Source organism: Daejeonella sp. (genome assembly GCF_036405355.1).
In the GTDB taxonomy this organism is placed as follows: Bacteria; Bacteroidota; Bacteroidia; order Sphingobacteriales; family Sphingobacteriaceae; genus Daejeonella.
This window is the reverse complement of the sequence record NZ_DASWXT010000029.1, coordinates 16974-37645: the sequence shown is the minus strand read 5'-3', so window position 1 is coordinate 37645 and position 20672 is coordinate 16974. Positions and strand designations below refer to the sequence as shown.

17 protein-coding genes are annotated in these 20672 nt (G+C 38.9%); 6 read left to right on the top strand and 11 right to left on the bottom strand.

Going from position 1 to position 20672, the window contains the following annotated elements:
• Window positions 1–3: 3 nt before the first annotated feature.
• The 11 genes from VGE44_RS03470 to mraZ all read right to left on the bottom strand — a co-directional run bounded on the left by VGE44_RS03470 (window position 4) and on the right by mraZ (window position 12691).
• On the bottom strand, window positions 4–852 hold the full coding sequence (locus VGE44_RS03470; RefSeq protein WP_331076365.1) for a cell division protein FtsQ: 849 nt from the start codon (window positions 850–852) through the stop codon (window positions 4–6).
• Window positions 845–2200 (bottom strand): UDP-N-acetylmuramate--L-alanine ligase, encoded by a 1356-nt coding sequence (gene murC / locus VGE44_RS03465; RefSeq protein ID WP_331076364.1) that lies wholly within the window; start codon window positions 2198–2200, stop codon window positions 845–847. The genes VGE44_RS03470 and murC overlap by 8 nt, the downstream gene beginning before the upstream one ends.
• A 23-nt stretch (window positions 2201–2223) precedes the next feature.
• Window positions 2224–3324, bottom strand: coding sequence for an undecaprenyldiphospho-muramoylpentapeptide beta-N-acetylglucosaminyltransferase (murG, locus tag VGE44_RS03460; protein WP_331076363.1), 1101 nt, complete (start codon window positions 3322–3324; stop codon window positions 2224–2226).
• 47 nt (window positions 3325–3371) lie between these two features.
• Complete coding sequence (locus VGE44_RS03455; protein WP_331076362.1) at window positions 3372–4535, bottom strand: FtsW/RodA/SpoVE family cell cycle protein; 1164 nt, start codon at window positions 4533–4535, stop codon at window positions 3372–3374.
• Window positions 4536–4676: 141 nt separating this feature from the next.
• A complete protein-coding gene (murD, locus tag VGE44_RS03450; RefSeq protein WP_331076361.1) occupies window positions 4677–6029 on the bottom strand; it encodes a UDP-N-acetylmuramoyl-L-alanine--D-glutamate ligase in 1353 nt (450 codons plus the stop codon).
• Window positions 6029–7270, bottom strand: coding sequence for a phospho-N-acetylmuramoyl-pentapeptide-transferase (mraY, locus tag VGE44_RS03445; RefSeq protein WP_305364049.1), 1242 nt, complete (start codon window positions 7268–7270; stop codon window positions 6029–6031). Before mraY ends, murD begins: the two co-directional genes overlap by 1 nt.
• A complete protein-coding gene (locus VGE44_RS03440; protein WP_331076360.1) occupies window positions 7270–8730 on the bottom strand; it encodes a UDP-N-acetylmuramoyl-L-alanyl-D-glutamate--2,6-diaminopimelate ligase in 1461 nt (486 codons plus the stop codon). The genes mraY and VGE44_RS03440 overlap by 1 nt, the downstream gene beginning before the upstream one ends.
• Window positions 8730–10832 carry a penicillin-binding protein gene (locus tag VGE44_RS03435; RefSeq protein WP_331076359.1) on the bottom strand — a complete coding sequence of 701 codons (2103 nt, stop codon included), beginning with the start codon at window positions 10830–10832 and terminating at the stop codon, window positions 8730–8732. The genes VGE44_RS03440 and VGE44_RS03435 overlap by 1 nt, the downstream gene beginning before the upstream one ends.
• Before the next feature lie 66 nt (window positions 10833–10898).
• Window positions 10899–11312 (bottom strand): FtsL-like putative cell division protein, encoded by a 414-nt coding sequence (locus VGE44_RS03430; RefSeq protein ID WP_331076358.1) that lies wholly within the window; start codon window positions 11310–11312, stop codon window positions 10899–10901.
• A 19-nt stretch (window positions 11313–11331) separates the two neighbouring features.
• Window positions 11332–12234 carry a 16S rRNA (cytosine(1402)-N(4))-methyltransferase RsmH gene (rsmH, locus tag VGE44_RS03425; protein WP_331076357.1) on the bottom strand — a complete coding sequence of 301 codons (903 nt, stop codon included), beginning with the start codon at window positions 12232–12234 and terminating at the stop codon, window positions 11332–11334.
• Window positions 12227–12691: a division/cell wall cluster transcriptional repressor MraZ gene (gene mraZ, locus VGE44_RS03420; RefSeq protein ID WP_331076356.1), complete on the bottom strand. Its 465-nt coding sequence runs from the start codon at window positions 12689–12691 to the stop codon at window positions 12227–12229. The genes rsmH and mraZ overlap by 8 nt, the downstream gene beginning before the upstream one ends.
• Window positions 12692–13052: 361 nt before the next feature.
• Here mraZ and VGE44_RS03415 point away from each other — a divergent pair, with 361 nt between their 5' ends.
• The 6 genes from VGE44_RS03415 (at window position 13053) to VGE44_RS03390 (ending at window position 20270) form a co-directional block, all read left to right on the top strand.
• Window positions 13053–13394, top strand: coding sequence for an alcohol dehydrogenase catalytic domain-containing protein (locus tag VGE44_RS03415; RefSeq protein WP_331076355.1), 342 nt, complete (start codon window positions 13053–13055; stop codon window positions 13392–13394).
• An 888-nt stretch (window positions 13395–14282) separates the two neighbouring features.
• A complete protein-coding gene (locus VGE44_RS03410) occupies window positions 14283–16670 on the top strand; it encodes a TonB-dependent receptor (RefSeq protein ID WP_331076354.1) in 2388 nt (795 codons plus the stop codon).
• 4 nt (window positions 16671–16674) lie between these two features.
• The gene (locus tag VGE44_RS03405) at window positions 16675–17511 is read left to right on the top strand and encodes a DUF4249 domain-containing protein (RefSeq protein ID WP_331076353.1); all 837 of its coding nucleotides are present in this window, start codon (window positions 16675–16677) and stop codon (window positions 17509–17511) included.
• Window positions 17512–17888: 377 nt separating this feature from the next.
• Complete coding sequence (locus tag VGE44_RS03400; RefSeq protein WP_331076352.1) at window positions 17889–18389, top strand: hypothetical protein; 501 nt, start codon at window positions 17889–17891, stop codon at window positions 18387–18389.
• Window positions 18390–18549: 160 nt separating this feature from the next.
• The gene (locus VGE44_RS03395) at window positions 18550–19194 is read left to right on the top strand and encodes a hypothetical protein (protein WP_331076351.1); all 645 of its coding nucleotides are present in this window, start codon (window positions 18550–18552) and stop codon (window positions 19192–19194) included.
• Between the two features lie 110 nt (window positions 19195–19304).
• On the top strand, window positions 19305–20270 hold the full coding sequence (locus VGE44_RS03390; RefSeq protein WP_331076350.1) for an NAD(P)-dependent alcohol dehydrogenase: 966 nt from the start codon (window positions 19305–19307) through the stop codon (window positions 20268–20270).
• Window positions 20271–20672: the final 402 nt, after the last annotated feature.

Below are 20672 nucleotides of genomic sequence, written 5' to 3'. Positions count from 1 at the left end.
TTATTAGTTCTGAGTTTCTGTTATAGTACTATCGGCAATCTGTTTATTGATGTCGATCGTGATCTTAGTGCTATCAATAATGTTCTTTTCGCAAACAATCTGATTGGCATATTTCAGATTGATGGTTTTATAGGTATCCCAGCCTACCTTAGGAATTGCCTTCTTGTAAAAAACAAGCAGATTTCTGAATTTGATCTGCAGTGAATCGGCGCTACCTAAAATAATCTTATGGCCTCCTACCCGTGGAACCATTTCTATATCCCCTTTCAAATCCACAAACAATTGTTCGATTTGATTATCCCATAAAGTATCGTTTCTGATATAAAGCGCTGTACGGAAAAGATCCCTTGCCATCTTTGTTTTGAGCGTATCTACCCGACCGCTGAAATCTTCCTCTATCAGGCCACTTGCCACCAGCACCTTTGCCGTATAATTATCTGAAAGCGGTATTTTATTCCCATTACCATCAATGTAAAAATGCAGGTTTGCCATATTCACAACTCTCAGCACAGGCTCCCTTTGTCTGATCTGAACATGGATAACTCCGGTCATATCGGCGTATACCTTTGCAAATTCTATGAAAGGATTAGCCTTCAGGGCATTTTCAAGCTTATGAATATTGATATCATTCAGATCTTTTCCAAGCATAGCCCCGCCATTCTCCATCAGAATTCTGTCTACCTCATCCCGTTCAATGAAATTAAACTGCCCCGGAAGTAATACTTTTACATCTTTACACTTTAAAGCACTTTTCTTTATCTCTATAAAACTCATCAGCGTAATCAGTCCGCTCAGGCTGATCAGCCAGAGGAAACCAAATAAAATTGCTCGCCAATTTATTTTTTTAAGCATTTGTTAAAATTTCTTTCAATGGTATAATAAGAGTGTCGATATCACCGGCACCCACTGTTAATAATAATTCAGGTTTTTGCGCCCTGACATAATCCAGTGTTTGTTCTTTTGATAATATCTGCTTTGCTTCAATACTTACTTTATCCAGAATCATAGCTGAACTAACTCCCTCTATCGGCAGCTCTCTGGCAGGATAAATATCCAGCATGATAAGCTCATCTGTCATGCTCAGGATCTCCGAAAAACCCGCAGCAAAATCCCTTGTGCGTGTAAACAGATGTGGCTGGAAGATTGTGGTTAGTTTTTTACCAGGGTAAAGCGTTTTTACTGCCTGAATACAGGCCCTTAATTCTTCCGGATGATGAGCATAATCATCAATATAAATATGTTTCTGGTCTTTAAGGATATACTCAAAACGCCTCTTCACCCCGAGAAAACTTGCCAATGCCTTTTTTATTTTTTCAGGATCTATACCCAGATGTAATGCAACTTCGATTGCAGCAACAGCATTTTCAATATTATGAAGACCCGGTAAACCGAGCTGAACATTTTCAATTACGACATTCTCATTCTTGAAATCAAAATAGAAGCTTCCATCCTGCACTTTCACATTGACTGCCTGAATATCTGCCAGCACATTTGCTGAATAGGTTTTACCTCCGCTAAGGTCGAGTCCCTTTTTAAAAATCAGTCTGCCACCTTCTTTGATCTGGGAAACAAATTGCCTGAATGATTCAACAAGGTGTGAACGGTCTCCGTAAATGTCAAGATGATCCGCATCCATTGAAGTGACAATAGCAACATCAGGATAAAGGGTGAGGAAAGAACGATCAAACTCATCAGCCTCTACCACCATGGTATTATTATCACCAAACAACACATTTGAATTATAGTTAGTTGCGATTCCACCCAGAAATGCAGAACAATCGTATCCACTATCCTTAAGAACATGGGCAATGATGCTGGAGGTTGTTGTCTTGCCATGAGTACCGGCAACAGCGATGGTGTACATTCCTTTGCTGATAATACCCAATACTTCAGACCGCTTTTTGAGCGAAAAGCCTCCCGACCTGAAATGGTTCAATATTTTGGAATCCTTTGGAATTGCAGGAGTATAAATGATCAGGGTTTCGGGATCATTTTCAAGGAAACTAACTTTCAGGTTATCCTCCTCATCCTGATAAACAACTGAAATACCCTCATTTCTCATTGCAGAGGTAAGTGGAGTTATGGTTTTATCATAGCCACAGACCACACATCCGCGCTTTTTGAAATAACGGGCAAGACCACTCATGCCGATGCCTCCGATACCAATTAAATAAACCCGTTTAATATTTTCTAATTCCATATTGTTGTATAAAAAATACTCCGCTAATCTTTTGCAATTCTTAACACTTCTCTTGCAATCACTTCATCAGCATCAGGCAAAGCCATTTTACCAATATTATCAGAAAGCGCTTTACATTTATCCTTATTATCGATCAGCAATAAGGCAATATCGATCAGTTCGAGTTCAGCCATTGCATCCCCAACCATTATTGCTGCATCATTCTCTACCAAAGCAATTGCATTTTTTGTCTGATGATCTTCAGCCACATTTGGCGAAGGAACCAGAATCGCAGGTTTTTTTACTGCGCACAATTCGGCTATGGTACCTGCTCCTGCCCTGGATATCACCAGATCGGCAGCAGCATAGGCCAGATCCATCCGGTGTAGAAATTCAAGCACTTTTATATTGGGATGCTCTTTTCCTTTCATTTGCTCCATTACAGATTGGTAATAATATTTACCGGTCTGCCAGATCAATTGCACATCAGCAGCCAGGATCTTATCCAGTCCCGAATACATACTTGTATTCAGGGTGCCTGAGCCCAAACTGCCTCCCGTCAGAAGAATTGTCTTTTTATGTGGCGAAAGGCTCAATAATTCTGCAGCTGCAAAGCGTTTATTCTCAATATCAACTGCTTCCTTCCTGATCGGATTACCTGTAATCCTGATTTTCTCTGCAGGAAAGAATTTTTCCATTCCCTTAAATGCAACGCATATAAGCTCTGCATCTTTCCCTAAAATCTTATTGGTTATTCCTGCAAAGGAATTCTGTTCCTGAATCAGATAGGGAATTTTCAGCTGTGAGGCTGCATACAGTAATGGTCCGGAAGCATAACCCCCAACCCCTACAGCAGCATCAGGTTTAAAATCTTTGATTATTGATCTTGCCTTCATCACACTTTTCAATAGCTTATATGGTAGCAAAACATTTTTAAGGATAGAGCTTCGCTGAAATCCCTGAATATCCAATCCTATAATTTTGTATCCGGCAGCAGGGACTTTCTCCATCTCCATACGTCCGTTGGCGCCAACAAAGAGAATCTCTGTGCCGGGATCAATTTTTTTGAGCGCATTCGCTATTGCTACAGCCGGAAATATATGTCCGCCTGTTCCGCCTCCGCTTATGATCACTCTTTTTCCCATTTCTTATTTTCTTTGAATCAGCTTTAAAATCTTAAATGCTTCATCAGTTATCCCATTGCCGGTATTTCACCAATAACTACTTTTTCCTTACTCTTATTTTTCTTTTCCTCGATATCTCTGCTCACACTCAGAATAATTCCGAAAGCCACACTCGTAAACAGAATCGATGTTCCCCCCATACTAACGAGCGGTAACGGAACCCCGGTCACTGGGCCCAGCCCAACTGCGACGGCCATGTTTGCAAATGCCTGAATGGTCAGACTGAAACTTAAACCAGCCGCCAGTAATGCCCCAAATGCCTTAGGGCTATCGGTCACAATCAAGACACATCGGTACAGAAAAAGCAGGTATAGTAATACCAATCCGACTCCTCCAACCATACCATATTCCTCAATGATAAGGGCAAATACAAAATCTGAATAAGGGTGCGGCAGGAAATTGCGCTGGGTACTGTTACCCGGTCCTTTGCCAAAGATTCCGCCTGTTGCAATTGCAATTTTAGCCTGGTTTGCCTGAAATGCCTTATCAGGATCAGCCTTTTCGGGGTGAATAAAGGTATCTATTCTCGAAATATAGGTCTTCCTTCTTGGACCCAGCATCATTACTGCACCCAGAAGCACCACACCTGCAAGACATACAATAGAAATCTGCTTGATGCTGATTCTACCCATGATCAACAAGAGAATACTAACACCAAATAACATTAAAGCAGTTGAAAGATTCGCAAGTGCTATCAATACAAACACCGCGCATACTGCAGCCATGATTGGCAAAAATGCCTTCTTTACATCCTTGATATTTTCCTGTTTCTTACTCAGTGTTCGTGCCAGAAATGTAATCAAAGCCAGTTTTGCCAAATCGGAAGTCTGGAATGTCTGATTGATGATCGGAATAGTTACCCAGCGACTGGCCTCATTCACACTAGCCCCAAAGATTAGCGTATATGCCAGCAATGGGATCGTAATAACCATCAATACTTTGGATATCCCGGCATAATACCTATAATCAAGCAAATGTGAAAAATACATTAAGGCAATACCTCCAACGATCATGACCAGGTGCTTGATTAAAAACTGCTCTGAACCAACACCCTTTTTGTAAGCAAGCGTTCCGGTTGCACTGTAAACAGCCAGCAGCGACCATACCGAAAGTAAGATCACGATCAGCCAGATCCAGCGGTCACCTTTTGTTTTGCTTATTAGTCTTTCCATTGTTTAGTTATCAGTTGTCTGTTGTCTGTTGTCAGTAATTCAGTAGTTCATTGTAAATTTCATCTCAATGCCACATTTGCAATTTCCCACTCTCAATTCTCCACTCTCAATTGTCAACTGTCAATTGTCAATTGTCAATTGTTACAATTCCTTCACCGCCTTCTTAAACTGATTCCCCCTATCCTCATAATTCTTAAACAGGTCGAAGCTTGCACATGCAGGTGATAAGAGTACGGTATCCCCCTTTTTTGCGAGGTGATACGCAATCTGAACCGCCTCATTTGCCGAGAACGTATTTACAATCACTTCTACATCATTCTCGAAAGCTTCATGTATCCTTTTATTATCCTTACCCAAACAAACGATTGATTTTACTTTAGACTTAACCAGATCTTTCAGCATGCCATAATCATTGCCCTTATCCACCCCACCAAGGATAAGCACAACATCTCCGGGCATACTTTCGAGGGCATACCAGGTTGAATTAACGTTCGTTGCCTTAGAATCATTGATAAAATCGATCCCCGAAATTTTGGCCACATGCTCAAGGCGGTGTTCGATATTTGTAAAACTTCCCATGCTTTCGCGAATGGTCTCGTTTCTTAATTCAAGCACTTTTGCGACTATGCCCGAAGCCATAGAGTTATAAATGTTGTGCTTGCCCTGCAGAGCTAAATCGTTGAGTGACATAGTCAGTGATTCTTGGTTTGTGTGGTGTAGGTTAATTATGATTTGATCTCCCTGAAGAAAAGCACCTTTTTCAAGGGTTTTCTCAATGGAGAAAGGATAGGCATTTGAGATAATCGGGCGTTTTGCCAGACCTTTCTTAATTTCTTCATCATCAGCACAATAAATGAAAACATCATCCTGCTGCTGGTTCTGAATAATTCTGAATTTAGAATCCGAGTAATTTTCCATTTTATAATCATACCTGTCGAGATGATCAGGAGTGATGTTTAATAAGACAGCGATATCTGCTTTGAAGCTGTACATATTATCGAGCATAAAGCTGCTGATCTCCAAAACATAATATTCAAAATCATCGAAGGCGACCTGCTTCGCAAAACTCTTGCCAATATTCCCTGCCAGGCCCACATTAAGACCTGCATTTTGCAGGATATGATAGGTAAGCATAGTTGTGGTAGTCTTGCCGTTTGAGCCGGTGATGCATATCAGCTTTGCACTGGTGTACCTCCCCGCAAATTCAATTTCAGAGATTATTGGAATATTCTTTTCATTGAGTTTTTTGATGATCGGGGCTTTATCAGGAATTCCCGGACTCTTAATCACCTCGGCAGCAGTAAGAATACGGTCTTCAGTATGCTGGTTCTCCTCAAAAGGAATTCCGGCCCGCTCCAGTTCTTTCTTATACTGATCAGCAATAGGCCCGAAATCTGAAACAAATACGGCAAATCCCTCCTTCTGAGCTAATAATGCTGCACCTGTCCCGCTTTCGCCGGCACCTAAAACAACGATATATTTCTCAGCCCCCATTAACGCAGTTTTAAAGTCACAATAGTTATAATTGCCAGTAAAATTCCAACAATCCAGAATCGTGTAACGATTTTGGCTTCATGATATCCCTTCTTCTGATAGTGATGATGCAATGGCGACATCAAAAAGATTCGTCTTCCTTCACCAAACTTTCGCTTCGTATATTTGAAATAGGAGACCTGCATGATCACTGAAAGATTTTCGACCAGGAACACTCCGCAAAGTGCAGGAATTAATAGTTCTTTACGGATCATGATCGCGAAAGCAGCAATAATTCCACCGATAGCCAGGCTGCCAGTGTCTCCCATAAAGACCTGGGCAGGATATGAATTATACCATAAAAAGCCAACGCATGCCCCAACAAATGCACCGGCAAAAATTACAAGTTCTCCTGAATTTGGGATATACATGATATTCAGGTAATCTGCAAAAATTGTATTGCCCGAAACATAGGCAAGAATAGCCAGCGTGATGCCGATAATCGCTGATGTCCCTGTGGCCAAACCGTCAATACCATCTGTAAGATTGGCTCCGTTCGAAACTGCTGTGACAATAACAATCACAAACAATAGAAACACAACCAGTGAATACTTTTCATATCCATCCCCAAAGACGGTCAGTACCTTGGCATAATCAAATTCATTATCCTTGTAAAAAGGGACATTGGTAATGGTCGACTTGAGATCCTGGGTATAATAAAACTGATCACCACGTTTATGAACATCCAATGGAGCACTGACCTTTGCAGGTAATGTTACCTGTTCCCTGACTACAATATCAGGGTGGAAATACATGGTCCAGCCAATAATCAATGCAAGGCCCACCTGACCCATGATCTTGAAACGACCTGCCAGACCTTCTTTATCCTTTTTAAACACCTTGATATAATCATCAACAAAACCAATCAGACCCATCCAGACCGTAGTTACCAGCATGAGAATGATGTAGATATTATCAATTTTGGCAAAAAGTATGGTTGGCAGCAAAATTCCGAGAAGAATGATCAATCCACCCATGGTTGGAGTACCCTGCTTTTGCATCTGCCCTTCAAGACCCAGATTTCTAACCGATTCACCAACCTGTTTTGCTCTCAGTAATCTAATGAGACGGCTGCCATAAACCGTAGTAAGAATCAGGGATAAGATAACAGCCATTGCAGTACGGAATGAGATAAACTGGAACAATCCTGCTCCGGGAATATCATATTGCTTATCCAGCCATGTGAACAGATAGTATAGCATTAGCTCATCAGATTTAAAAATTCAGTTAAAATCTCCTTATCATCAAAAGGGAGTTTCACCCCACCGATATCCTGATACTTTTCATGACCTTTTCCGGCAACCAGGATAATATCACCGGGCTTTGCCAAATGGCAGGCTGTACGGATTGCTTCTTTCCTATCGGTAATTGAAAGTGTTTTCTTTTTATTTGTTGGCATCACGCCTTCTTCCATCTCCTTAATAATCTGCTCCGGAACTTCAGAACGTGGATTATCAGAGGTCAGCACAACCTTCGTACTCCAGTCGCATGCCACTTTGGCCATTACCGGTCGCTTGGCTTTATCCCTGTCACCTCCGCATCCGATCACAGTTATTACCTGTTCGGTTCCTTTACGGATATCCTGAATAGTGCTCAGCACATTTTGCACAGCGTCTGGAGTATGAGCATAATCTACAATGCCAATAATACCTGTAGGCGAAATAATATAATCGAAACGGCCTTCGGCACCGCTTAACCGGCTGAGTGAAGTCAATACCCTGGTACGATCCTGCTCAAGTAATAATGCCGTAGCATAAACTGCAAGCAGATTATAGGCATTGAAGCTTCCTACCATCTTAAACCAAACCTCCTGCCCATCGATATTCAGCAATAAACCACTGAAATGATTTTCAATAATTCTGGCTTTAAAATCAGCTATGTTCTTAAGTCCGTAGGTCTTTCTGTGTGCACCTGTATTTTGAAGCATCACAATCCCGTTCCTATCATCAATATTGGTGAGTGCAAATGCCTGACTGGTCAATCCGTCAAAAAAGCTCTTCTTAGCTTTGAGGTAGGCATCAAATGTCTTATGGAAATCAAGATGATCATGCGTCAGGTTAGTAAATATCCCTCCAGCAAAACTTAGCCCTTCGGTTCTGTGCTGAGTCATTGCATGTGAGCTAACCTCCATAAAGCAATAATCACAGCCGCTTTCAACCATATCATTCAGCAGACTGTTCAGCATCACTGGGTCAGGCGTTGTATGAGTAGCCGGAACTACAAGGTCATTGATCTGATTTTGAACTGTAGAAAGCAATCCGGTTTTATATCCCAGATCCTGAAATAATTGAAAAAGTAAAGTTGCAATCGTTGTTTTGCCATTCGTACCAGTAACTCCAACCAGTTTTAGCTTTGAAGAGGGGTTATCATAAAAATTGGATGCCGTAATTCCGAGTGCCATAGCTGAGTTCTCAACCAGGAAATAGCTTACATTTTCCTTAAATTCAGCAGGGAATTCTTCACAAAGCACCGCTGTGGCGCCCTGACCAATCGCACGGTTTATAAAAGCATGGCCATCAGATTCAGTCCCACGTACTGCCACAAATAAAACTCCCGGAGCTGCTTTGCGCGAATCGAAGCAAATACCCGACACTTTCCCGTTGGTTGAACCCGAGACCTGCCTGAGTGATACTCCGTATAATATATCCTTGAGCTTCTTCATCATTCGAGTTCTAAAATAATTGGAAGACCCTTTTGAACACTTGTTCCTGCAGCAAGGGATTGCCTGACTACCTTTCCGCTTCCGCGAACCAGCACTTTTAAACCCGAATTGCCGGCAACATAAAGCGCATCCTTCAATCCCATTCCGCTAACATCAGGCACCAAACCTTCGGTAATCTTTACTTCCTGAGAGATAACACCCTTATTGGTATCCAAACTTATATAATCGGAGTTTGAGGCAAACAATGCCTTGATACCAAATGCTTTATAGACAGCCTGAGTTGCTTTACGTTCTCCGGCCTTTGCTTCAGGCAGCTTCAGACTTCCTGTAAATTTTTGCTCTTTAAGTGGGTCAAACATGTTGATATCGCTCGCGAAAACCCTGTCGGCAATCTCCCTGAAAACCGGACCAGCCACAGATGCTGCATAATAGGTGCCCTTACGCGGATTGTTGACCACCACGATCAGCGAATATTTTGGATTATCTGCAGGGAAGTAACCGCAGAATGAAGCCTGGTACTTCTTGTCAACGCGATAACCCTTATTGGCATCGGCAACCTGGGCAGTTCCGGTTTTTCCAGCAATTTTATAGAGCGGAGAGGCCAGTGACTTTGCTGTCCCATTTAAAACAACGGCTTCCAAAAGTTCCTGTGCTTTTTTAATGGTTTCATCCGAAACAATTTTCTCATTAATAACCCTTGCCTTGAACTGCTCAACGGTGTTTCCAAGACGTCTGATCTCGCGGACAAAAATCGGAGCGATATACCTTCCATCATTCGCTACCGCATTATAAAAAGCCAGCATCTGCAGTGGAGTAATCTGCATCTCATAACCATAGGCCATCTGTGGCAGGGTTTGTTTCTTATTCCAGCTTCTGTTTTTTGGATTTTTGATCACCGGCTGGCCTTCACCCGGAATCTGAAGTTCTAATTTCTTATTCAGCCCCCAGTCGTATAAATGAGCCGGAAATTTTTCCTGGTCATTCTGATAGGCCGCATTGATCAATTTTGCAATAGCTACGTTTGATGATTCTTCAAAAGCCCGTTTTACAGAAACGGTTCCGATACCTCCATGTGAATCCCGGATAGTATGTCCCGGAATACGGTATGTTCCGTCTTCAGTAGCTACTAAAGTACTGGTATCGACCTTTTTATCCTCAAGAAGAGCCATATAGGAGGCCAGTTTAAATGTAGAACCGGGATCCTGACTTGCGGCAATTGCATAATTAAACTGCTCTTTGTATTCACCTTCACGAACCTTACTGAAATTGGCAACTGCCCTGATCTCACCAGTGGCAACTTCCATCAGAATAACACAGCCATGATCCGCATCACTGGTAATCAATTGTTTTTTTAATGCCCTTTGTGCCACATCCTGCATATTGATATCGATTGTTGAAATGATATCAGCACCTTCTTTTGGTGCAATTTCAATATCCTGATTAACAGGCATCCAAACACCACCCGCAATGCGCTGCATCAGGCGCTTACCACTTTCTCCATCTATATAGGCGCTGTATGCTCCCTCAAGACCAACCGGCTGTACGTTTTTATTCTTATAACCAATCGTTCTGGCTGCGAGAGTCTGAAATGGCAAAATTCTCTTGTTCTGATGAACGGAGATCAGTCCGCCTTTATAACGACCCATATTAAAAATCGGGAACTTCCTGATCTCCTTTAACTCAGTATGAGTCACATTCCGCTTCAGGAGCAGATAGCGTGCCCGATCAGCCCGGGCTTCACGAAGCATACGTGAATATTGTTTTTTAGACTTATCACCAAAAAATGAAGACAGCTTAGCTGCCAGTGAATCTACTTTTTCATAAAAAACCTCATCCTTTTCAATACCTCCGGCGAGCATATCCATGCGGACCTCATACTCAGGCACAGATGTAGCTAACAAACTGCCATCAACAGAATAGATATTCCCCCTTGCAGCTTCTACATTTGCAAAACGGGTAGAAAGACTATCCGCCATGGATCTCCATTTCTTTCCTTCCACAATCTGAACATCCACCAGCTTATAAAGCACCGCAAATGCCAGCAATACAATCATCCCAAAGGCGATGTACACACGGAGCAATATGTCGGTTCTTATATTCATGCTATCTTTTGTCAATTATCTTGTTGGTAAATTTTCCTTAATTATCAATTCTCCACTCTCAATTAATTACTCAAACTCCCCTTCTCTTATCACAATCTTCTTCGGTGGTTCATTTGGTTCAATCAAACCCAGTGTATCCACCTCTTTAGCTACTTCTGTCTGGGTGCTTTTCAGCATCAGATCAGCTTTTAATGTTTTAAAATCCCAGCTCAGTTCTTTCACTTCCTTGCTCAGCTTGTCGATATCCCGGATATTGTTTTCGGCAAAATGCCGGTTCCCGATATAGATCATTGCCAAAAAGGCAATAAATACAATAAATGGAAGCAAATGAGTAGCCGACTCCTTAGAAATTACTCCTTCGGTAAACATCAGGGTAAAGAAATTCTTCGGAAGCTCTGCCTTTTCTGATTGCTCAGTTATAGGTTCAGTTTCCTGATCCAATTCCTCTTCTGTTTTGTCCTGTTTAAATTGGTTATTCATTCTTCAAGCCTTTATCAGCTTAATTTTTTACTGCTATTCTCAGTTTGGCACTACGTGCCCTGTTATTCAGTTTAATTTCCTCTTCAGAAGCAACAATCGCTTTACGGGTAATGCTTTCCAGAGGCTTGATCTGGTTTCCGAAAAAATCCTTTTCCACTTCACCCTGAAACTTACCCTTGGCAATAAAATTCTTAACCAGCCTGTCCTCAAGTGAATGATAAGACATCACAACAAGTCGGCCCTGAGCTTTAAGTACATCAACCGTTTGCTCTAAAAACTCTTTCAAAGCCTCCAGCTCCTGGTTTACTTCAATACGGAGCGCCTGAAAAACCTGGGCCAGATATTTGTTCTCTTTCCCTTTCGGAATTAGTTTTGAAATGGCCTTTTTTAACTCATCAACTGTATCAATAGGCTTGTTCAGACGCTGCGTTACCAGTGTCTGAGCCAGAGTTTTAGCATTTTTGATCTCTCCATAGATTCCAAAGATGCGATGCAGTTTTTCCTCACTATAGGTATTGACAATCTGTTTTGCTGTAAGTGAACTCCCTTGATCCATACGCATATCCAGGTCGGCATCAAAGCGAATGGAGAACCCCCGTTCTGGCTGATCAAACTGGTGAGAAGAGACACCCAGATCAGCCAGAATACCATCCGCAGGAATGGCGCCCTGCAAACGGCAGTTGTTTTTTAGGTAGCGGAAGTTCTGATCAATAAAGGTTAATCGATCATCTTTTGGTAAATTCTTCTGAGCATCGGCATCCTGGTCAAATGCAAGCAAACGACCCTTAGGACCCAGGCGCTTTAATATTTCGCGGGAATGACCACCACCCCCGAATGTAACATCAACATAAATCCCATCCGGCTTAATATTCAGCCCTTCCATACATTCCTGAAGCATCACCGGATTATGATAATCAGTCATGCGCCCTCCTTCCCATACTGCCCATTACCTCTTCGGCCAGATTGGCGAAGTTTTCAGGCTCATTATCCATTTGAGATTCGTAAGCATCTTTTGCCCAGACCTCTATTTTATTCAGTACGCACGAAAGGACAACCTCCCCGCTGATACCGGCATATTCCATTAAAGCTTTTGGGAAGAGAATACGGTTTGCCGAATCCAGAGCAAGCTCGGTGGCACCCCGGGTGAAATAGCGAATAAAATCACGGCTCTTCTTTTCGTAAGCATTGAGCTTACTCAGTTCTTCGGTAATGCTATCCCACTCCTTTTTAGTGTAAATAACCAGATGCTTTTCAAAGCCACGATTGATCACAAGTCCTTCACGCTCAGCTTCGGGAAGCTGTTTCTTCAGGCTGGATGGTATCATCATCCGGCCTTTAGCATCAAGTTTACAATCAAATTCTCCTAAGAAATGGGACATTCCGGGTAATTACATAATTATTCAACTGTAAAAGTAAATAACTTACCACTTTTTACCACTATCTCCCACAAAAAAAGTTTTCCACAGTTTTAAGAGGTTAAAATCTCCCACATAGCGGAGAATCAGACACTTGGCTTTTTGGAGAGAAGATCAGATTAAGGAGTCTTTTAAGGTCTCTTAATAAAGACAAGATTCATTTAAAAAACTAAACGAAAAAAGAAAATCCTGCGCTCCTATTGATCCTCAGTTATTTAGATTTACCCAATACTGTAACTAAAAATAGTAATGAACATCAAAGAAAAAACGAATCCAAGGTGGCCAGATTAACAAACAATCAGGAACTTTAAAGAACTCAAGGAAAATGAAAGCTTTTACAAAATATAAATATGGTGGCCCAGAAGTACTTCAATTACAGGAAGTTGAAAAACCAATAATAAAAGATGATCATATTCTGGTTAAGGTTGCAGCAAACTCAGCGAATCCAGCCGACTGGCATATTCTGAGAGGAGAACCATTTTTCGCCAGGTTTACGTTTGGATTATTCAAACCAAAGGACAAAATCCTGGGAGCTGATTTTGCAGGCATCGTTGAGGAAGTGGGAAAGAATGTAATACATTTCAAGGTCGGGGGTCGGGTCATTGATCTTGTGGTATTTTCATTACATAATAAGGGTAGACATTCCAAGCTCCAATCAGCAATCTGATTACGCCACGGTACTCCCCCGTGTTTTCTGTTGTAGTCTCCTGATATATCAAGTTTTATTTTTACCCACCCAACACCTTTATTCTTTCATTTTCAAAATTGCTTTTTCTTATAAGTAATACTAGTGGCTTTGGCAAATTAACCTTGTAGTAGCAAAATACTCAAAAGCCATGCTGGTCTTTCCATCTAAGTTGACATTTTCAGTTATCAGACTACAGATGTTCATTTCATAACCCAAGTTAAGGAATTTAAAATTTATCGCATATACTTTTGCATTACAGAAATGTACTTCAAAAGTATGTTTCCGTCGATACCAAATCCATTATTTGTTAAATTATTCTAAAATACATGAAAACTAAAATTCTAGAGGTCACGGCATGGATCCTTTTAATCGCTTTCTCATTTGCAGACGACCCAATTCGTAAAACGCGGAACGACATCCACAATGTCCTGGTATACGATGATGAGGCATCTTACATTAAATCCAGTAGAATTATGCAAATCCACAAATGTGAAAAGCCAGTGTTCTGTTAATTTAACAAAGCTCCTTCCAATATAAAGTTCTTAGAACCCGGCGGTATTACAGATAACCTGTTTATCTCATGTTAAATGGCAGCATGGTATCTATATGTCAAAAAATTATAATAAACAATAAATCAACAATTAAATAAAATGAAATTAATTAATTTTTTTAATGTGGTTGTTACTATAACAAGCCCTACAACTTGTGAAAAACCAAACGTAATTCAGGATGATGGAAAGTTAGTTCCAATAATTGTGGAACATGATCCATCATTTTCAAACAATTAATTTAAAAGTAGTTCTTAACTCAGTTTCATATTTCTAGTTCATAGTGAGGATACTTTTGTCCCAATTTAAAATCAAATTGATGAAAAATAAAATATCAATAGAATTCAAATTACTCCTTTTATTATTTCTTTGCTCTTCGGCATTAATTGCTCAAGAAAGGGTTACCATAAGCGGTGTAATTACTGATCAAGCATCGTCAGAGTCTTTAATCGGCGTAAGCGTATTTATTAAAGAAATCAATAGTGAAACGGTAACCAATGAGTATGGTTTTTATTCTTTAACAGTTCCAAAGGGTAAGTACACAATTAAAATTGGCTATTTAGGCTACTTATCTCAAGAGAATATTATAGACATAAAAGCAAGTATAAAAAAAGATTATTCTTTGCTAGCAAGTCACCAATCTTTAGCAGAAGTAGTTGTAATAAGTGGAGAAAATAACATTGCAGAAATTAGGAGACCAGAAATGAGCGTCAATAAACTTTCGGTAAGAGAAATTAAACAGATGCCTGTTGTTTTAGGAGAAGTAGACGTAATAAAATCTATACTACAACTACCAGGTGTTACCAATGCCGGAGAAGGGCAATCTGGTTTTAATGTAAGGGGTGGAAGTGCAGATCAAAATTTAATATTACTAGATGAAGCTACCATCTATAATTCATCTCATTTATTTGGTTTCTTTTCTGTTTTTAATGCCGATGCTATTAATGACATAAAACTGTATAAAGGGGGGGTACCGGCTCGTTTTGGTGGAAGGTTATCTTCTGTTCTAGATATTTATCAGAAGGAAGGAAATAAAAACGATTTAAAATTTAGTGGTGGTACTGGTTTAATATCAAGCAGATTAATGGCCGAAGGACCAATTGACAAGGGTAAAGGCTCATTTTTGTTAGCAGGAAGAAGCTCTTATGCCCATTTGTTTTTGAAACTTACCGACATTCAAAGTTCGGCATATTTTTATGATTTAAACACCAAGGTAAGCTATAAAATTAACCCCAAAAACAACCTTTACCTCTCAGGATATTTTGGGCGTGATGCGTTTAACCTGAACAAAGATTTCATCAATACCTACGGAAATTCCGTGCTTAATGTACGTTGGAACAAACTATTTTCTGATAAGCTGTTCTCTAACCTTTCTGTTATCTATAGTGATTATTATTACGGTTTAGAGATTGGCTTTGCCGGTTTTAAATGGTCCAGCGGCATACAAAACCTTAATCTAAAGTATGATTTTAAGCACTACCTCAGCAATAATTTAAAACTTACCTATGGCTTAAATGGGCAGTATTATGACTTTAACCCAGGGACAATAAATCCTATTGGTATAAATTCGCAGTTCAACAAAGATCAGTTGGCTCGTAAATACGCTTTTGAACCTGCTATATACTTGGATCTAGAACAAAATGTAAGCAAAAAGTTGGCTATCAATTACGGTTTACGTTACAGCGAGTTTTGCCGCATAGGCCAACAAGAAGTGTTTACTTATGCCAACAACCAAGCGGTAATCTTTAACAACGACTTAAAGATTTACGAAAAAGCAATACCCACCGGCACAAAAAACTATAAACGTAGCGAAGTCATTGACGATTTTAAAAATTTAGAACCTCGTGTAGCTATTTCTTATGCAATTGATGATAATCATTCTTTAAAAACAAGTTATAACAGAATGTCCCAATATCTTCATCTTCTTACAAACACACAATCTCCAACACCTTTAGATATTTGGGCACCTAGTGATAAATTCTTAAAACCTCAAATATTAGATCAATTTGCTGTAGGTTATTTCCAAAATTTTAAAGAAGATGTTTATTCTTTAGAAATAGAAAGTTATTACAAGAAAATAAAAAATAAACTAGATTATATAGATGGCACAGATTTAATTGCTAATAAGGCTGTGGAACAGGTTGTTTTAAACGGAATTGGTAGATCTTACGGCCTAGAATTGATATTGCGTAAAAACACCGGGCGTTTAACTGGCTGGCTTTCTTATACCTTATCCAGATCTGAACAACGAACTCCAGGAAGAACAGCATCAGAAACAGGAATAAATAATGGCGAGTGGTACAAATCTGCCGCAGATAAATTACACAACATATCCATCACTACCAGTTATAAATGGAATGAAAAGTGGCGTATCGGTTCTATTTTCTCTCTACAATCCGGACAACCAATTACATACCCACAAAGTAAGTATCAGTACCAGGGAATTGATATACCTAATTACGGTTTAAGAAATCAAAATAACTTACCTATTTATCATCACTTAGATGTTTCTGGCACTTATACTCCAAAACCTAAAAAGCAAAAAAGCTGGCAAGGAGAATGGGTATTTAGTATTTATAACATCTATAATAGACAAAACGCTTCTACAATTTCATTTGCTCAAAATCAAGAAACTGGCAAGAATGAAGCAAAAAGACTTTCAATTTTTGGTGCCGTACCTAGCTTTACCTATAACTTTAAATTTTAAAATCATGAAAAATAAATTAATTATACTATCCATATTATTTGCATTTATATGGAGTGGTTGCGAAAAAGTAGTTGATGTTAAATTAGATACAGAACAACCCAGATTAGTGGTGGATGCCTCTTTAACCTGGTTAAAAGGAACAAATGGTAAAAATCAAACCATTAAACTAACTACTACAACCGGTTATTATAATCAAGAAATACCTAAAGTTTCTAATGCGACGGTTTACATTACCAATTCATCAAATATGAGATTTGATTTTTTAGAAAAGCCAAATACAGGAGGGCACTCTGGAAAATATAGCTGCAGTAATTTTATCCCTGTTATAGGCGAAACATATACATTAACCATTATTTATAAAGGTGAAACCTATAAAGCTCAAGAAAAACTAAGCGCTGTAAACTCCATAGAAAACGTAGAACAAAGAGCAGATTTAGGCCTAAACAGAGATGAATATGGTATAAAAGTCAATTTTCAGGATGCTGCATCTCAAAATAATTTTTATCTATTTACCTATTCTACATCATATACTGCTTTTCCAAGTATCGATGTTTTTGACGATCAACTACTTCAAGGTAATAAAGCATTTGGCGTATACTCATTAGATAAATTAAAGAAAGATGATACCATAGAAATAACACTAAGAGAAACCTCCCAAAGGCATTTTAACTACATGAAGAAACTCATCAGTACTGCCAATGGAGGAAGCGGGGGGCCATTTCAGCCTTCTCCAGCATCAACTATTAGAGGGAATTTAGTCAACCAAACTAATGAATCGAATTATTGTCTGGGTTATTTTAGCATCTCCGAGACAGATAAAATAACTTATACTATTAAATAAAATGATAATTTATTTGTTTAAATCCTGGAAAGACGTAAGGAAAAAGTTGATTTGAAAAAAAGTCTTGGAATTATAATGATTTGAAATAGGGAATCATGCAGGAAGAATTTTTAATCAAGAAAGCCTTACAGAACAAGCACCTTCAAATACAGGGAAGCTTACATTTTCGGGGAAGCTTACAAAGTTGAATAAATAAATAATTGTTGAGGATGCTAAAACAACAAATAATGATAGGTAGAATCAAACCACTTATGACGCCCAGGAAACAAGATCTCTATTATTTCTTAACCTAAGTTAAGCTTTTAGACTAAATTTGATTTTACTTTTATGGATTGTAAGAATCAACAATAGCATATCCTTAAACCAAAAATACATCCATGAAAAACGCACTTATTTTAATAACTATCCTTATTTCCAGTTTTATATCAAACGCACAAAATAATCTACCTGAGTTTAATGATAAACCGGTATACTTTGATTCGAAAACTAAACAAATTACTGAGTTAGAAAAATCGCAATACAATACCATCGCAAAAGCCAAAGGTTTATTTAGTGCTGAGAGTGGTTTTTTCTTAAACGGTATTTCATCAAACATTAAAATTCCAAAACAAGAGGAATTACTATTTATTATTAAAGTCGCACCTGGAACAGATCCTACATCCGTGTTTGATTTGGTTCAATTTGAAGTAAGGAAAGATCAAAGAGTTTTTATTACCTCAAAGGCTAAAGCGACAAGTACTACTACTTCATTTGAAAAGATAAACTATGGAGTAAAAAAAATTAAAGAAGGATATTATTATTTGACTATAAAAAATCTCGACTCAGGGGAATATTTTTTCGGTTCCAGTGATTTTATGTTTGCCTTTAGTATAGAGTAATCGTAGGTTATTTACAACCGTACAAAGCAAGAATGAGAGTTTGTTATTATTAAGTTCTTTTAATTCCATTGATTTAATAACCCAAGTCAAGGAATTTGTTTAAAACATAGAGTTGTTTTGCATCTCAATCTTTTAAACAATAATTAATGAAACGAGCAACATGAAACGATTACTGAATTTAATTTCCTTCGTCCCTTTTATAGCCTTCGCTCAATTTGAGGGAAGCAAGCAAGTATTTAAAAGCCCTAATCTACCAACAGCAACCGCCAGCCACAAAACGATCGCCATCCTGCCTTCTGATGTCCTGATCACATACCGGAAGCAACCAAAGAACTTCAATCCCGAGGCGGACCGCGAACAGGAAATAAAGATGTCAACCAGCATTCAGGGCAGCTTATACACCTACCTATTAAGACATTCAAATGAATATCCGATAAGCATCCAGACTGTGGATGAGACAATTCTCCGGTTGAAAAGGGTGGGAATGGAAGGCAATCTCGACAAGTTTACCAAAACCGAAATAGCTACCGCTTTAGGCGTTGATGCTGTTCTTAGCAGCAAATTTGAAATGAGGCAGACACAGTCGGATGGCCTTGCCATCGCTACGATGGTCCTTGTAAGCGGAGCTGGGGGAAGAACAGGTATCGGGAAGTTCACATTAAACCTTAATAACGGCACGGATGGCGAATTACTCTGGAGGTTTTACAAGTCCATGGATGAGAACGTAATTGCATGTTCAACAGATCTTATAGAACGAATGATGAGGAAAGTGGCTAGGAATTTCCCGTATAGGATCATTGATTAATGATAAGCAGATCACTGCTGTCAAAGATCAATGTTTTATAAAAAAGGCGTTAACCTGAATGAAAGAAAAAGGGATCCAGAAGTCTTATATTTAATTTCAAAGAAAATAGAATGAAAGCATCGATACGGAATAAATATGGCTCGCCAGATGTGATAAATTTGACGACAAGGAGCCATATTCCCTTTCCCCAAAAAGATGAGATATTGGTAAAAGTAAAAGCTACTACCGTTAATCGATCTGATTGTGGAGTTCTTACAGGAAAACCCTGGGCAATTAGATTATTCACCGGGCTATTAGAACCCAGGCTTAAAGTCACTGGTACTGATTTTTCGGGTGTGGTAGTGTCCAAAGGAGATGATGTTGACAAATTCAATATTGGTGATGATGTGTATGGTTTCTTTGATCAAGGAATTGGTTCACATGCTTCTTATTTTTGTGTTTCAACAAAAAAAGCCATTTTAAAGAAGCCGTGGAAGATTACATATGAACAGGCCGCAGCAAGTTTGGAAGGTGCACATTATGCTTTTTATTTTTTAGATAAAGTAGTATTAAAGAAGGGTGATAAAGTACTATTAAATGGTGGAACAGGAGCAATAGGTAATGCGGCTTTACAATTTTTGAAGTATAGGGGTATACATGTAACGGTTACTTGCGAAACCGATTATATACCTGTTCTGGAATCAATGGGTGCAGACAAGGTGGTTGATTATACCAAAGAAGATTTCGCAAAATTGGATGATCAGTTTGATTTTGTATTTGATGCAGTTGGTAAGAGTACATTTTGGAAATGTAAACCGATCATGAAACCCAATGCTATTTATGTTTCTTCTGAACTTGGTCCATATTGGCAGAATCCTTTATTGGCATTAATAGCTCAATTTATAAAGGGAAAAAAAGTAAAATTTCCACTTCCTTTTTCAATACATCGCAGCATGGTTTTCATTAATGAGTTGATTGAGAAAGATAAGTTCAGGCCATTAATTGACCAAAGATACCCGATAAGTGAAATTCGTGATGCATTTGAGTATGTAATGAGTGGAAAGAAAAAAGGGAATGTAGTTCTAACTTTTGATTAATCATTAACCCCAACAATATGAAAAATCCATTTTTATCGATTTTTTAAAGAATTCTTTTTTTTGTTAGTCCGAGTATTTGGAGATTATTAAGATATTTCGCAATCACTAGTGTCCGGATAAAATTTAAACTATAGCAAAATCCCTTATTACGATTCAAAAACAAGATTTTTTTAAAGCAAGCCCCATTGTTCAGCAAACTCAAAAAATCACTAATATTTTAGGCTGTCCGGTAAAAAACATTCCTTTAAAAGCGTTTTGATCCTTTAGACCACTAATAGCTCCAATATCTGACAAAATAATTTTAAAAGATCTAAATATGAAGCAGATTTTAAATTCGGCAGTCCGGTAAAATTTTTAACTACAACTTTCCCCGGATAACAGTGATTTCGCAATTATCTTATT